Origin of the sequence: Agrobacterium sp. FDAARGOS_525 (assembly GCF_003938925.1) — a bacterium.
Lineage (GTDB): Bacteria > Pseudomonadota > Alphaproteobacteria > Rhizobiales > Rhizobiaceae > Agrobacterium > Agrobacterium pusense.
Map to the genome: position 1 here is coordinate 2,058,786 of NZ_RKIU01000004.1, position 15,264 is coordinate 2,074,049.

At 60.3% G+C, this 15,264-nt stretch carries 13 protein-coding genes; 2 read left to right on the plus strand and 11 right to left on the minus strand.

What is annotated here, in order from left to right; genetic code table 11:
* Positions 1–184 precede the first annotated feature (184 nt).
* The 5 genes from EGT36_RS25990 to EGT36_RS26010 form a co-directional block, all read right to left on the minus strand.
* Entirely contained in the window at positions 185–901 is a 717-nt protein-coding gene (locus EGT36_RS25990; RefSeq protein ID WP_037092275.1) for an ABC transporter ATP-binding protein, read from the minus strand.
* Complete coding sequence (locus EGT36_RS25995) at positions 882–1,646, minus strand: ABC transporter ATP-binding protein (protein ID WP_004445150.1); 765 nt, start codon at positions 1,644–1,646, stop codon at positions 882–884. Before EGT36_RS25995 ends, EGT36_RS25990 begins: the two co-directional genes overlap by 20 nt.
* Positions 1,643–2,650 (minus strand): branched-chain amino acid ABC transporter permease, encoded by a 1,008-nt coding sequence (locus tag EGT36_RS26000; protein ID WP_004445148.1) that lies wholly within the window; start codon positions 2,648–2,650, stop codon positions 1,643–1,645. The genes EGT36_RS25995 and EGT36_RS26000 overlap by 4 nt, the downstream gene beginning before the upstream one ends.
* A gap of 1 nt (position 2,651) precedes the next feature.
* Positions 2,652–3,515, minus strand: coding sequence for a branched-chain amino acid ABC transporter permease (locus EGT36_RS26005; RefSeq protein WP_004445147.1), 864 nt, complete (start codon positions 3,513–3,515; stop codon positions 2,652–2,654).
* A 90-nt stretch (positions 3,516–3,605) separates the two neighbouring features.
* Entirely contained in the window at positions 3,606–4,778 is a 1,173-nt protein-coding gene (locus EGT36_RS26010) for an ABC transporter substrate-binding protein (protein WP_125271342.1), read from the minus strand.
* A gap of 340 nt (positions 4,779–5,118) precedes the next feature.
* Here EGT36_RS26010 and EGT36_RS26015 point away from each other — a divergent pair, with 340 nt between their 5' ends.
* Positions 5,119–5,493: a hypothetical protein gene (locus EGT36_RS26015; protein ID WP_125271343.1), complete on the plus strand. Its 375-nt coding sequence runs from the start codon at positions 5,119–5,121 to the stop codon at positions 5,491–5,493.
* Between the two features lie 26 nt (positions 5,494–5,519).
* On the opposite strand, the gene EGT36_RS26020 is transcribed toward EGT36_RS26015, so the two are convergent.
* The 5 genes from EGT36_RS26020 to EGT36_RS26040 all read right to left on the minus strand — a co-directional run bounded on the left by EGT36_RS26020 (position 5,520) and on the right by EGT36_RS26040 (position 12,511).
* On the minus strand, positions 5,520–7,253 hold the full coding sequence (locus tag EGT36_RS26020) for a M14 family metallopeptidase (protein ID WP_125271344.1): 1,734 nt from the start codon (positions 7,251–7,253) through the stop codon (positions 5,520–5,522).
* A gap of 5 nt (positions 7,254–7,258) precedes the next feature.
* Positions 7,259–8,107: an ABC transporter permease gene (locus tag EGT36_RS26025; RefSeq protein WP_004445140.1), complete on the minus strand. Its 849-nt coding sequence runs from the start codon at positions 8,105–8,107 to the stop codon at positions 7,259–7,261.
* A gap of 6 nt (positions 8,108–8,113) precedes the next feature.
* On the minus strand, positions 8,114–9,037 hold the full coding sequence (locus EGT36_RS26030; RefSeq protein WP_172965715.1) for an ABC transporter permease: 924 nt from the start codon (positions 9,035–9,037) through the stop codon (positions 8,114–8,116).
* A gap of 76 nt (positions 9,038–9,113) precedes the next feature.
* On the minus strand, positions 9,114–10,649 hold the full coding sequence (locus EGT36_RS26035; protein ID WP_113382267.1) for an ABC transporter substrate-binding protein: 1,536 nt from the start codon (positions 10,647–10,649) through the stop codon (positions 9,114–9,116).
* Positions 10,650–10,690: 41 nt separating this feature from the next.
* Positions 10,691–12,511 (minus strand): ABC transporter ATP-binding protein, encoded by a 1,821-nt coding sequence (locus EGT36_RS26040; protein ID WP_004445135.1) that lies wholly within the window; start codon positions 12,509–12,511, stop codon positions 10,691–10,693.
* Positions 12,512–12,991: 480 nt separating this feature from the next.
* Between EGT36_RS26040 and EGT36_RS26050 the strand changes: the two genes are divergently transcribed.
* Positions 12,992–13,294: a putative quinol monooxygenase gene (locus tag EGT36_RS26050; RefSeq protein ID WP_125271345.1), complete on the plus strand. Its 303-nt coding sequence runs from the start codon at positions 12,992–12,994 to the stop codon at positions 13,292–13,294.
* Between the two features lie 63 nt (positions 13,295–13,357).
* On the opposite strand, the gene EGT36_RS26055 is transcribed toward EGT36_RS26050, so the two are convergent.
* Entirely contained in the window at positions 13,358–15,259 is a 1,902-nt protein-coding gene (locus tag EGT36_RS26055; protein ID WP_125271458.1) for a bifunctional sugar phosphate isomerase/epimerase/4-hydroxyphenylpyruvate dioxygenase family protein, read from the minus strand.
* Between the last annotated feature and the right edge of the window lie 5 nt (positions 15,260–15,264).

Below are 15,264 nucleotides of genomic sequence, written 5' to 3' on the forward strand. Positions count from 1 at the left end.
AGACGGCGGGGGCTTTGTATGATCGGTCACCCTCCGTCGCTCCGGCCTCAAGCCGGAATCCAGCCGACGCGCGTCGGCGCGGCGCGAAGGGTCTCTTCACCCCAAAGACTTGGGGTGCCTGGATGCTGGCTCAAGGCCGGTATGACGGAGATTATATATGAACGCGCAATGGCGATGCGTTGGCTTAGTGCAGCCCACCCACGCCTAGATGTGTATCGATAATATCCGGGTTCTCCACCAGTTCGCTCGACGGTCCGTCCCAGACGATGCGGCCGCGTTCCATGATGATGGCGTGGTCGGCGAAGTCGATGGCCATCTGGATGCGTTGTTCGACGAGAAGAATGGTCATTTCGCCGGATTGCGCGAGCTTGGAGAAGGCGGCCATCAGCTCTTCGCAGATGACGGGGGCGAGGCCTTCGAGCGGTTCATCGAGCAGCAGCACCCGCGGCTGGCCGAGAATGGTGCGGGCGGTGGACAGCATCTGCTGTTCGCCACCGGAAAGTTGCGAGCCGAGATTGCGGCGGCGCTCCTTGAGGCGCGGAAACAGCGTGTAGGCTTCCTCGATCGCCAATTTCGGTCGCCCCTTGAGGCCCACGAACAGGTTTTCCTCCACCGTCAGCGTCGGAAACACGTCACGGGTCTGTGGCACGTAACCGAGGCCGGCCTTGGCGCGCGCAGCACTTGGCAGGGTGCCAATCTCCTGCCCCCCGATGCGGATATCGCCGGAAAAACGCTTCGTCTGGCCGGCCAGCGTGGCGAAGAGGCTCGTCTTGCCGACGCCGTTGCGGCCGAGCACGGCGAAACGCGAGCCCGATGGCACGGAAAGCGACAGGCCCTCGATGACCCTCGTCGGGCCATAACCGGCCGTGAGGTTGACGATTTCAAGCGGCGCTGCGGGCATCGGCGTAACTTCCCAGATAGGCTTGGCGGACTTCCGCATTGCTGGTGACATCATCAGGCGAACCGTCGAAGATGACGGCGCCGGCGGCCAAAACGACGACGCGCTTGGCAAAACGGAAGACCAGATCCATGTCGTGTTCGATCATCAGGATCGCGAGGTCGGATGGCAGCCGGTCAAGCGCCTGTTCGATACGCGCGGTTTCTGTGGAAGGCACGCCGGCGGCAGGTTCGTCGAGCAAGAGGATTTTCGGGCGAAGCGCCATGGCAAGCGCGATCTCGATCAGCCGCTGCTGGCCATAAGCGATTTCGCGCACCTTCGTTTCGGCGAGGGCCGTGAGGCCAAGCGTGCCGAGAATGTCGCGGGCTTCGCCCATCACCGCAGGCATGGCACGGTAACGGCCGAAAATCCGGCCGGTCTTTCCCTCACGCTGGAGAATGGCGAGCGCCACGTGCTCCTCTGGCGTCATGTCCTGAAACAGCCTGGTAACCTGGAAGGAACGTACGAGCCCGCGTTTCACGCGCTGGCTGGCGCTGAGGCCCGTCACATCCTCGCCGGCGATGCGCACCGTGCCGGCTGACGGTTTGATATTGCCGGTGACGAGATTGACAAAGGTCGTCTTGCCGGCGCCATTGGGGCCGATGAGTACCGTCCGGTCTCCCGGCGAAAGCGACAGCGAGACGTTGTTGGTGACGACGAGGCCGCCGAAATTTTTCTGCAGGCCGGAGACTTCGAAAATGGCGCTCATTTGCGACCTCCCCGGAGACGCGCGATGATCTGTTCGCCTGCGCCATAAAGGCCGCGCGGCGCGAAGAGCACGACGGCGATCAGCAGCAGGCCGACAATGGTGAGCCAGTGAAACGGGTTGGCGGCGGAAACCACGTCTTCAAACCACATGAAGGTGACGGTGCCGATCAGCGCGCCGTAAAGGGAACCCGCGCCACCGAGCACCAGCATGACCAGCCCCTCGGCCGATAGCGTGAAGCTGAGGCTGTCCAGGCCGACGACCTGCGTGGAGATGGCGTTAAGCGCACCACCAATGCCGGCGACGATGCCTGAGATAACGAACATCTTCAGGATTGTGCCATTGACGGCGCCGCCCATGGCCTGAATGCGGATGCTGTCCTGTTTGACGCCGCGGCACAACATGCCGAAGGGTGAATTGACGACCACCTTTAGAGCGAGGAAGACGACAAGCAGCAGGCAGACACCATAGATATAGGCGGTGCGGCCGAAGAGGTCGAATTCGAAGGTGCCGAACAGCGCGTCCGGCGAAACGCCGGCAAGACCGTCGCTGCCGCCGGTCCAGCCTGAAGCCTTGTTCGCCGCCTCGTGGAACAGGTGGATGACAGCGATGGATAGCACAAGCTGTGGAAGCCCGTGGGCACGCAGCAGCACCGCGCCGGAAAGCAGCCCGGCCACGCCGCCCGCAGCCGCGCCGATGGCGGTCATGAGAAGCGGGTCGGTGATTTCGAAATGGGCGGCGGCGATGCCGGCGGCATAAGCGCCGGCGCCGAAGAGGGCGGCATGGCCAAGCGTGGCGACGCCGCAATAACCGGTGACGAGATCGATCGACAGCACCAGAAGCGCAATGGCTATGATGCGTGTCAGAAGTGCCAGATTATCCGGAAACAGGTAATAACCGGCAACAGCGGCGGCGATGATGAGGAGCGGCCCCGCGAGCGCGCGCAGTGGTGAGCGCGCCTTCGGAATGTCTGCCGTTTCAGTCACGTCGTTCATGAGCACCGCCATCTCATTTCGCCCTTCCAAGAAGGCCGCGCGGGAACAGCGTGATGATCACGATGACCGCCAGATAAAAGAAGAATTCGCCATATTCGGGCGCAAGATATCGCCCGGTCGTATCGATGGCGCCGAGCAGCAGACAGGCGATCAACGCTCCGGGAATGGAGCCCGCGCCACCAACGGAAACTACGACCAGAAAGGTGACCATGTAGCGCAGGGCGTAATAGGGTTCCACCGGCAGTAGTTCCGCGCCGATGACGCCGCCCATGGCGGCTAGTCCGACGGCGATGGCGAAGCTGACGGCATAGATGATTTCGGTGCGCACGCCGAGGGCTGCGGCCATGGCGGCATTATCGACCGCCGCGCGCAGCTTGATGCCGAAGGCGGTCTTTTCAAAGGTGAACCACAGCGCGCCGGCCACGGCAAGACCGCAGGCAATGGCGAAGATGCGGTGGGTGGCGATGGTGCGGAAGCCAAGATCGGTGGGGCCGGCCAGCTGCTGCGGCAGCGGAATGGTCTTCAGCGTCGGGCCGAAAACGAAGTTCGCGATGCCAATGATGCAGAAGGTGATGCCGATGGTCATCAGCACCTGTGTCAGTTCCGGCGCGCCATAGATGCGGCGATAAAGGAAACGTTCCAGCGGTATGGCGATGACGATGGTACCGACGATGGCGACGAGGATCGCAGCCGCATAACCGAGACCCAGTCCGTGGGCGGCATAGGAGGCGAGATAACCGCCGATCATGGCGAAAGCGCCGTGCGCCAGATTGACCACACGCATCAGCCCCATGGTGACCGAAAGGCCGATGGAGATGATGAACAGGACCATGCCATAGGCAAGCGCATCGATGAGGATGCTGAAGACCGTCTGCATGATGAAGAAACTCCTCCCGGTGCTGCAATGCCCGTCCGGGCCGGAAACGGGCCGCCACTGGCGGCCCGGCAATTTTGTCCTGTCTGGCCGTTACTTCGCGGCGGCGAGACCCGGATCGCCCTGTTTTTCGAAGGTCTGGACTTCCTTGTTGTAATAGCTGCCGTCATCGGCCTTGGCTACTTCGCGCAGATAGATGTTCTGCGTGATGTGGCGGCTTTCCGGGTCGATGCTGACCGGGCCGCGCGGGCTTGTCCAGGAAAGGCCCTTGACTGCCTCAACCGCCTTTTCCGCATCCTGCTTGCCGCCAGTGGCCTCGATCATCTTGCTGATGACATACATGCCGTCAAAGGCGCCGACGGAAGGGAAGGAGAGTTCCTTCGGATTGCCGATTGCCTTGGTTGCGGCTTCCACGAAGGTCTTGTTCTCGAGTGAATCATGCGAGATGGCATAATGGAAGGTCGTCTGCATGCCGAGTGCGGCTTCCCCGAGCGCCGGCAGGTCGGATTCCTGCGTCAGATCACCCGGCGCGAAGAGCTTGACGCCTGCGGATTTCAGGCCGTTGTCGTTGAAGGCCTTGACGAAACCGAGCGTGGTCGGGCCCGATGGCAGGAAGGCGAAAACACCCTGTGCGCCGGAATCCTTCACACGTTGCATGATGGGACTGAAATCATTGGTGGAAAGCGGCATGCGGATGGTTTCAACCACTTCGCCGCCGGCAGCGGTGAAGGCCGCCTTGAAAGCATTTTCGGCATCGACGCCCGGGCCATAATCGCTGACCAGTGAGATGACCTTCTTCACGCCGCCGTCAAAGGCCACCTTGGCGATGGGGGTGGAAGTCTGCCAGGTGGTGAACGACGTGCGCACCACATAGGGGCTCTTGGTCACGATGGCCGAGGTGGCGGCATTCATGACCACCATCGGCACGTTGCCCTGCTTCAGCAGGGGTGTGACGGCCATGGCGTCAGGGGTAAAATAGAAGCCGGCAAGATATTGCACGCCTTCCTTCACCACCAGCTCCTGCGCCAGTGCCTTGGATTGCGCCGGATCGGCCTGCGGCACATCGCGATAGACGACCTCGACCGTGTCATTGCCGACCTTGTTACCGTGAAGGGCAAACCAGGCATCGATGCCGGCCTTGAAGTTCTTGCCCTGCAGCGCAAACGGGCCGGAGAACGGGCCGACAACGCCCACCTTGATCGTTTCTGCATAAGCGGCAGAGCTGAAACAGATGGCCGCTATCGCCACGGTGATCCGAAATTTCATGGTTTCCTCCAAATTCGCCTGTGGCTCCCATCCACCGGTCCAGGCTGCCAGATTGATGATTAAGAATATCAAAGTAAAATGAAATAAGGGGGGTAATAAATAACCTGACGGTTATCAATACCGCGTCTTTGACGCCTTGCCCATATCGGATCGGGAAATCAGGCCGGCGCCTGCCCCTTTTTCAGCTCCGCATCGGCCTTGGTCTTCGCGGTCAAACAGTTCGGGGGAAATGTCGCCTGCAACCGCGCGACCGGCCGTCCCGCAACCAGAGCTTTAACCAGTTCTAAGGGGATTTTTCGTAGTCTCCCCAAGCATATTTAGAACGTTATTTGGTGTCTTGATGGGCGAATATCAGAATAAAGCTGTTGAGCTGATGCGCAATCGCGTTGGAGAAAACAGGCTCAACAACCGGATCGAGCGTCGTGAAGCATTTCTGCGCAAGGCGCTGACGCTTTATCATGCCATTGGTGGTGCGATGGAGGATGTGGAAGCGGCCGTCAAGGACGCCGTGTCGTCACCTGCACCGACCATCGACGTGGCCGTTGGCGACGTGATGTACAAGCTGGCCGCCATCGGCCATGTGGCCGATCTCGATATTATCCAGGCGGGATATAACAAGCTTGATGCCGCCAACCTGCATATTCTCAGCAAGGGCAAGAAGCTGCTGCAAAAACAGCGCGATCAGAAACTGGCTGCGACAACGCCGGGGAAGTGAACCGCCCGCCCGGGGCGGTTGCCGTATCAGGCCACTTGCGGCGACAGGATTTCCTGCCAGGCATCGTAGGCGGACAGCACCGTTTCCATTTGCGCGGTGTGGCCGGTGATGAAATCCGTGCCATAGATGGTTTCGTCGGGATATTCGGTGATCAGCGTCATCGGCACGGTGTGGCGGTCATCGATGGACGACAGGCACGGAAAGCCGTTGATGATGCGGAAACCGGTTTCGCCGGCGTGGATTTCATAAAGCGCGATCTGGCGGTTATTGTAGTCTAGCAGGCCGGGAATGGCGCCGAGATGGCGGGTTACCTTGTCCAGCAGGGCTTCCGCTCGGCTTTCCCAGTCCGCATGGTGGCGGATGATGAGGAAGAAACCCTTCGGCAGCGTCCACATGGCGAAATTGCGCGGCACATAACCGGATAGTGGTCTGGTCCACTCATGCGAGGGATACCCGTGCAGGTTCACATGCAGGCTGGCGCCGCTCATTTCCTGCGCCTTGAAACGGATTTCCTTCTCGTTCAGATGCGCAGCCGAATTTTCCGGCGTGCGATATTCGAGGTCATCGCCAAGGGCGGTGTACCGCGCCGCATGATGCATGTGGCGCGGATTATCGACACGCAGACGCTGATGCAGGGCGTAACCGTCAGGATTTTCGAGCGGCGAGATGGTGAAATGCGCGCCCTTGCGATCAGCGAGTTTGCGGGCGGCGCGGATGGCGCCGACGATGCCCGTCGTCTCGTTGGGGTGCTGGCCGCCGCTGATCATCACCGCGGCATCGCTGCCGGCGACATAACGGGCGGAAAGGACGCGGCCGGAGCGGGAGCGCGCCTGGAATGGCTCGCCGCCGATTTCCTCAAGCAGCCCTGCGAGCTGGCCTGCCGCAACCGGTTCGCGCGCCTCATCGATCGGTTGCTCGCCGCCATCGAGGAAGGCGGTTGTGAGCGGGCGGGTCTCGATGTGAAGGGTGATCTCGCCTTCGCTTTTGACGATTTCCGGTACGATCTGGCCGGGCTTGAGGCCACGGTCACCCAGCGGTCGGCCGGATTTTTTCTGAAAGAACTCCAGCAGCGAGAAATAGAAATCCTCGTGCAGCGCTTCGCGCAGGCTGACGACCTCATCACCAACGGAAAGAGGCAGATCTTCTGCCGGATGGGTAACACGGATGTTCAGTTCCTCGAAATAGGGCTCTTCATCGCCCCAGCCGTGGTTGGCGACGGCACTGATTGCCGCTTCAAAAAGCTGTTCGTAATCCGTCTCCAGTCGCTCGCCCGAGGCATCACCGGCAAGCCGGAACCAGCCGGTTGGCGAGACATTGGTTTCGCCGACGATATCGGTATGAACCCGGTTCGGAGCCAGAACCTTCAGAGTTTCCGTCTTGCCACGGCGGCTCAGCGTCACCTCATAATGGAAACTGCCGTCCTCGCGGGCGATGAAATCCAGCTTCGCATCGCCCACCAGCGCCGCCAGCGGATAGGCCTCCAGCCGGAAACGGTTGGAGGGGGCGTTTTCGTGCACCGGGTAACGCACTTCGATGGCGTCGACGCCATCCAGATTGATCTCTTCCAGAAAGGTGAAGAGAAGCGGCTTGTAGGCGCTGCGGATGCGGGCGCAGATGCCTTTTTTCTTCAGCCTTTCTTCAGTCTCGCGGCGGCTTTTGGCGTCATCGAAGGTCCATGCCTCGAAGGACTGGCCGGGCTCGGCTTTGGCGACAAGCGCGTCCAGCGTTCGTTCGAAGGTCTTGTCGAAAATCTGGCTCATCACGGTTACCTCGAAGTTCTGCCTGTTGGGTCGAGGCTGTCGCGCAGCCAGTCGCCGAGAAGGTTGAGGCCAAGCACGGTCAGAAGAATCGCAAGGCCGGGAAAGACGCTAACCCACCATGCCGTCTGCAGATAGGTACGCCCATCCGCCAGCATGCCGCCCCAGCTCGGAATTGTCGGATCAACGCCGAGACCGAGGAAGGTGAGGCTGCTTTCCAGCAGGATGTTGTTGGCGACGTTGAGCGTCATCAGCACGATGACAGGGCCGATGAGGTTCGGCAGCAGGTGCTGTAGGATGATGCGCCAGTCTTTCACGCCGATGGCGCGGGCGGAAAGAATGAATTCCCGCTCCCTGAGCGTCAGCACCGAGCCGCGCACGAGACGGGCATATTGCACCCATTGCGAGACGATCAGGAGGATGATGGTGTTGGTGAGACTGCCGCCGACAATGGCGATGAAGGTGATGGCGAGCAGGATGAAGGGCATGGCGAGCTGGATATCGGCAAAGCGCATGACCAGCATATCCCAGAAGCCGCGATAATAACCGGCGACAAGGCCAACGGCGACGCCGAAGATCACCGCGCCGATGACCGAGGTGAAACCGACCAGCAGCGAAATCTTGCCACCTGCGACGACGCGGGCGAGCACATCACGCCCGAGCGGATCGGTGCCGAGGGGATGGGCGGCATTGGCGAAGGGTTTGGCAAGGCGCGCCATCAGGTCGATCTTGTCGGCCCCGCCAGGAAACAGCACGTCGGAAAAGATGACGGCAAGGCAGATGATTGTCGTCAGCGACGCGCCGAGGACGAATTCGAGATTGGTGAAGCGCGCGAGACGCGAGGTTTTGGCAGCCATCGTCACTTACTCCGTGCGGATGCGCGGATCGACAAGGCCATAGGCGATATCGACCAGAAGGTTGATGCCGACGATCATCAGCGACAGCACGGTGATGACGGCCTGAAGCACGGGATAATCGCGCGCGCCGACCGCGTCGAAGGCGAGCGTGCCGAGGCCCGGCCAGTTGAAGACACGCTCGATGACGACGATGCCGCCAAGCAGCCCACCAAATTGCAGGCCGAAATAGGTGATGAGCGGAATGGCGCAGTTGCGCAGCGCATGTTTGTAGAGAACCTTGCTTTCACTGAGCCCCTTGGCGCGCGCCACCATGACGTATTGCGAGCGCAGCGTATCGAGCATTGCCGTGCGTACAAGGCGCACATTGGTGGCAGTAAGGATCACACCCATGGTGACCGCGGGCATGATGTAGCTCGCAAAACCGCCCATGCCGCTTGGCGGTAGCCAGCCGAGCGTGATGGAGAACAGCAGCACCAGCATGGTGGCCAGCCAGAAATTCGGGAAGGAAAGGCCGACGAGCGAGAAGATGCGGATCACCTGATCTGCCGTCTTGCCACGCGAAGTCGCCGCCTTGATGCCGAGCGGGATGGATAGCGCAATCGACACCGCCATGGAGATGAAGGCCAAGAGCAGCGTGGCGGGCAGGGCATCGGCGATCAGGCGCGAGACCGGCGTGCTGCCGGTGAAGCTGCGGCCGAAATCGAGCGTCACGAGGCCCTTCAGGAAGCTGAAATATTGCACGAAGAACGGCCGGTCGGTGCCGAGCGCCGCACGGATGCGCGCCAGATCATCTTCCGTCATGCTGCCGCCGCCCTGGAACATGGTGACGGCGGGGTCACCCGTCAGGCGGATGGCGAAAGAAACGAGAAGGGTGATGGCAATGACGACAAAAATCGCCTGCAGCAATCGCTTGATGAGGAAACCGGCCACGTTTTTTACCTTGAAGAGAAACCCGGCCTTGCCCGCATTGCGGCGGGCAAGGTGTGTTGATCAGAAACCAGCCCGATTATTCGACGGTAACGTCGGTCAGCTTCAGGCGATTGTCAGGCGGTGCGACAAAACCCTTGACCCGCTTGTTGATGCCGTAAATGGCATTGGTGTTGTAAAGCGGGATTTCCAGCGCGCGTTCGGCGGTGTAGCTGCCGATTTCCTTGAGAATCTTTTCGCGCTCGGCGCGGTCCGTCAGCGGACGCTGGGATTCCAGGAGCTTGTCCAGCTTTTCGTCCTTGTCATAGGGGTTCCACTTTTCACCCGAGTGATACATGGAATAGGCGGTGTTATCGTAATCGAAGGTCCAGCCGCCCCATTTCTGCTGGAACATCGCGCCGGTCTTGCCCTGCGGAATGATGTCGTTCAGGAGAACGTTGGTTTCATAGGGCTTGATGGTAGCGGTGATGCCAACCATGGAGAGGTAGCTGGAAATGACCTGCGCCACTTCGTTCATCGTCGCGTCATTGCCGCGGATGTCGATCTGGAGCGCCGCACCCGGCTTGACGCCGGCTTCCGCGAGAAGCTTCTTTGCGCCTTCAGGATCGTAAGGCAGCGGCTTCAGTTCCGGATCGTAACCGAAGGACAGCGCGCTCTGGAAGCTTGCGATTTCCGATGCCTGGCCGGCAAGGATCGACTTGACGATCGTGCCGCGGTCGACGGCCATGATGATGGCCTTGCGCACCTTCGGATCGGCGGTAATGCCGTCACGGGTGTTGAAACGCAGCGCATCGACGGTCGGGCCGGGGACGCTGACGATCTGAAGCTTGGAATCGCCTTCGATGACCGGGATCATGCCGATCGGGATGGTGGGCGGAATGACGAGATCGACGCGGCCTGCCTGCAATTCGGCAACGGCGGTCGCCGGCTCTGAAATGAAGCGGTATTCCAGTTCGGAAAGCTTCGGTGCGCCGCCCCAGTAATCCGGGTTGGCTTCAAGCTTGATGTTGGTCTTCGGTGCATAGGATACGAATTTGAACGCGCCGGTGCCGATAGGGTTGAGGTTGAAGTTGTCCTCACCCTTTTCCTGGATATATTTCGGCGGCACGATCATGCCGCCATAACCGGCAAGCTTGGTGAGCAGAACCGGATCCGGCGCCTTCAGCTTCATGTCGACGGTGTAGTCGTCGATGACATCGACGCTTTCGATGGCGACATAGTTGGAGCGCTGCGGGCCCTTGGCACCCTGTTCGCCAAGAAGGCGCTCGAAGGTGAACTTGACGGCGGCGGCGTTAAAGGGCTCGCCATTGTGGAACTTGACGTTCTGGCGCAGCTTGAAGCGGATGCGCTTGCCTTCATCCAGCTCTTCCCAGGATTCGGCGAGGCCGGGCACGACCTTCAGGTCCGGGCCGCGATAGGTGAGGCCATCGAAGATGTTGGTGGCGACAGCGGCCCATTGAACGAGGAAGGTGTCGATCGGATCCCAGCTGCCCGGATCCTGCGGGCTGGAAATGGTCATCTTGCCGGCGGCAAGAGCCGGTGCGGCGGTCAAGGCCGTTGCGGCCATGGCAAGCGCGACGAACGTTGTCGTCATCCCCTTCTTGATTATTGTCATCTACCTGTTCCTCTTCAGATGGTTGTGGTTCTGGTTGTTATTCAGGCGCTCTTCGCGATGAAGTGGCCCGGATTGATTTCCTCATGGGCGAGAATGGCCGGCTCATCGCCGACACGGCGCACGGGATTGGGAATTTCGCCCTCGATCATGGCGATGCGGCGCTCGATGGTCGGATCGGCCACCGGCACGGCCGATAGCAGGCGGCGGGTATAATCATGGGTCGGCGTTTCGAAGACCTGGCGGCGGCTGCCCATTTCCATGATCTGGCCGAGATAAAGCACGGCGACGCGGTGGCTCATCTTTTCCACGACAGCCATGTCATGGCTGATGAAGAGATAGGCGAGGCCACGCTCGGCCTGCAAATCCATGAAGAGATTGATGATCTGCGCCTGAATGGAGACATCGAGCGCCGACAGCGCCTCGTCTGCAATGATAAGCTTTGGATCGGAAGCAAGCGCGCGGGCAATGCAGACGCGCTGTCGCTGGCCGCCGGAGAACTCGTGCGGATACCGCGCGGCGTGCTCGGAGGAGAGGCCCACACGCTCCAGCAATTCATCCACCCGCCGCTTTACGGCTTTCTGATCATTGATCAAACCATGGGTGTTGATCGGCTCGGCAATCGAAAAACCGACCGTCTTGCGTGGATCGAGCGAGGCGAAGGGGTCCTGGAAGATATATTGCACTTCCTGACGCATGCGGAAGCGTTCCGCCGCCGACATCTGTGCAAAGCTGCGGCCGTTGAAGGTTATTTCGCCCGAGATGGCCGACTGCAACTGCTGGATGGTGCGGCCGATGGTGGATTTCCCCGAGCCGGATTCTCCCACCAGCGCCAGCGTTTCGCCGGCATGAATATCGAAACTCACCTTCTGCACGGCGCTGCACCGGTGCGTTGCCTTGCCGAACAGGTTCTTGCGGATATCGAAGCGCACGAACAGGTCCTTGACCGACAGAAGCGGTTTCTGGTCGTATTTCGCGGTATTTTGCACGCGCTCTTCACCGATCACGACCGGCTGGCCATCCTGCAGCACGGTGAGCGGCAGGCGCTTCGGAAAGGCTTCACCTTCCATGCTGCCAAGGCGCGGAACGGCGGAAAGCAGGGCGCGCGTGTAAGGGTGCTGCGGATTGGCGAAGATATCCTTGACCGGACCTTCCTCGACCTTTTTGCCCTTCCACATGACGACGACGTCATCGGCCATTTCCGCCACCACGCCCATGTCATGGGTGATGAAGACCATGCCCATGCCGAGCTTCTTTTGCAGGTCGCGCATGATGTTGAGGATCTGCGCCTGAATGGTCACGTCGAGCGCCGTCGTCGGTTCGTCGGCAATGAGAAGCTTCGGGCGACAGGCGAGCGCCATGGCAATCATCACACGCTGGCGCATGCCGCCGGAAAGCTGGTGCGGGTATCGCTTCAGAAGCTCGGCGGCATCGGGCAGGCGCACCATTTCGAGAAGCTTCTGTGCTTCTGCCATCGCTGCCTGCTTACCCATCTTCTCATGCAGCACAAGCACTTCGCAGATCTGGTCGCCGATGGTGAAGACGGGGTTGAGCGAGGTCATCGGCTCCTGGAAGATCATGGCGATCTCCTTGCCGCGGATCGAGCGCATCTCTTTCTGAGAGGCCTTCAGCAAGTCCCTGCCTTCAAACAGGATTTTGCCTGTCGGATAGGTCGCGCCCATCATGTCCGCAAGGCGCATGGTGGAGAGCGACGTGACCGATTTTCCCGATCCGGATTCGCCGACGATCGCCACCGTGCGGCCAGGCTCGACGCGAAAGGAAATATCGTCCACGACGCGGCTGTTGCCAAACTCGACGCTCAGGCCTTCGACGGACAGCAGGGCGTTTGCGTTTGCGGCAGTCATGTCAGTGTCTCCGGCGTGGCCTGCGCCGGTGAAGCGGCGCGGTGGTCTGGAAAAGGAAAAGAGCGATGGGCAGGCGAGCTTGGCGCAACGCCGGGCGGGAATATCGAAAATGTCGGGTAAGATCGCATCTTCAGGATGCTTTTTCACAGGGAGCCGCGCGACAAGCGATGCCCCGCATTAATAGCCGCAGTGCCGCCGCAGCCGTACCGGTCAAATCCATGTCAGCCACCCGACGCGAAACGCCGGATGCCAATTCGACAATGCGCATGAAACCTTATTCTCCCCCGCCCTTGTTTTATGGAAAAAGCTAACAAAACAGAACAATCATGTCCATAGTGTTGAACAATTTTTGTGTACTGCTCTACAAATACGCATATGCACCGATTTTGAGCGCGTGTTCCTGTACAATGCTTCGCAAAGAGGCGTGTATTCCGCGTGTAGCGCCACTGAAAACGCTGAGAAGAACGAAGAGGAATGGGAATGCCGTGCATGAACAATAGGGCGGGCGCAGTCAGGCTGAGGGGTTTTCTACGATGCTTGTCCAAGGATGATGTCGAACTGGTCCGGCGCCACCTTCCTGAACATCTTCGTCTGACGAGAGAGGAACCCGGCTGCATTTCCTTCGAGGTATCCGAGACAGACGATCCCCTGATCTGGCGGGTTGAGGAGCTTTTTGCCGATCGTGCCGCCTTTGATTTTCATCAGCAGCGGACGCGGGCTTCGGAGTGGTTTATGGCGACCTCCGCCATTCCACGCAATTACGAGATAGCGACATTGGAATAATTGAGAACAGGCCGCAGCGGCATTCCTGAGCGCTGCAGCCTCTTAGGATTTCGCTGCCGAGACCTATTCCTTCGGCATGCCAACCGGCGGCGCAAGGCGTCGTTGCGCGGCGATGCGGAAGGGGGCGTTCATGGCACCATAACCGCCGTAAGCCCCGCGTCTTTCGATGATTTCGAAGAAGAAACCTTCGCCGAAGGTGCGGCTGTAGATCTGGAAATATTCGCCATTGTCGTCGCGGTCATAAAGGATGCTGGCAGCCCGGAGAGCATCGGAAAATTCCGGCTCCAGACCGAAACGCGCTTCCAGATCGTCGTAATAATTGCGCGAGATCGGCAGGGCGTGGAAGCCACGTGCCTGCATCGCCCTGGCCGTCGCGAAAATATCGTCGGTGGCGAAGGCGATGTGCTGGATGCTGGTGCCGAAACCTTCAGCCAGGAATTTGCCGGCGAAGGTCTTGCGATTGTCGGCGCCGTTCATGGTCAGGCGGAAATGCGGTGAGGGTACGCTTTCAATCGCCTGGCTGCGCACCAACCCGCCCGGATCGACCACATCGATCATCGGTGTGCGGCGCGTAGAAAATAGCGAGGTGTAGAACAGAAGCCACGTCAGCATTTCATCGTAATGCGTTGTTTGCGCAAGATGATCGATCCTCTTCAGCCCGGCATCGCCAGCTGGTTTATTGTCGCCGACTTTCGCAAACTCATTGTCCCAGATGGAAGCAAGCGCCGGCGAATCGTCGAGGAAATAAATGACACCGTTGCCCACGCCCTGAATGGCCGGGACGGCGACTTCGCCCGTCTTGCGCGGCTCGGCGAAGGTGGGCGCACCCAGCGCTTCAGCACGCGCCAGCGCCGCTTTGGCGTCATCGACCTTCAGGCCGAATGCATAGGCATTGGTGCCGTGGATGGAATAGGACGCCCCGGCGAAACTGTCGCCGCCATCACTGGTATTGATGACGATGCGGATATCGCCCTGGGTGTAGAGGTCGACATCGCGATTGCGGTGATGTGCGGTTTTCTCGAAACCGAGCGTGGCGAGCAGCGCCTCCAGATTGATCTTTTCTTCCGGCGCCGTGGTGAATTCCACGAACTCCACGCCCCGCGTCTCAACCCGGTCCGGCATGGCGGGCACGTCGATTCTGATATCCGGCTCAAGACGGCGCACCTGATCCATCAGGTTGACGAGCGAGCGGTGGCCGTCCTCGGCGAGCAGCCGGGCCGAGCCGCCGCGGAACTGGTCATTGAAGATTTCGAGCGACAGCGGGCCGCTATAACCGGTTGCAGCCACGGCGCGCATGAAATCCACGACAGGCAGATCGCCTTCTCCCGGCATGTTGCGGAAATGGCGGCTCCAGTAGAGCAGGTCCATGTCGATCAGCGGCGCATCGGCCAGTTGAACGATGAAAATCTTGTCGCCAGGAATGGAACGGATGGAATTGGGATCGATCTTGCGCGACAGCGTGTGGAAACTGTCGAGAATGATGCCGACATTGGCGTGGTCGGCACGGCGCACCACTTCCCAGGCATCGCGGTGATCGCTGATGTGACGGCCCCAGGCCAACGCCTCGTAACCCACGCGCACGCCATGTTTTGCGGCGAGTTCGCCCAGCTGATGGAAGTCGGCGGCGGCGCGGTCTATGCCGCCGAGCGAGACCGGCGAGACATTCGAGCAGATCAGCATCAGATCTGTGCCGAGTTCGCCCATGATGTCGAATTTCCGCTGCGCTCTCTCGAAGGCGCGGGCGCGGTGCGGCTCCGGCATGCCCTCGAAATCGCGGAACGGCTGAAACAGGGTGATATCAAGTCCGTGGTCGGCAGCCAGTGCCTTTACCTCGCGCGGGGAGGCGTCATAGGTCAGGAAATCGTTTTCGAAAATCTCCACGCCGGAAAAGCCGGCCTTGGCGATCGCCGCCAGCTTTTCGGGGAATTCGCCACTGATCGATACGGTTGCAATGGATGTGCGCATTGGCA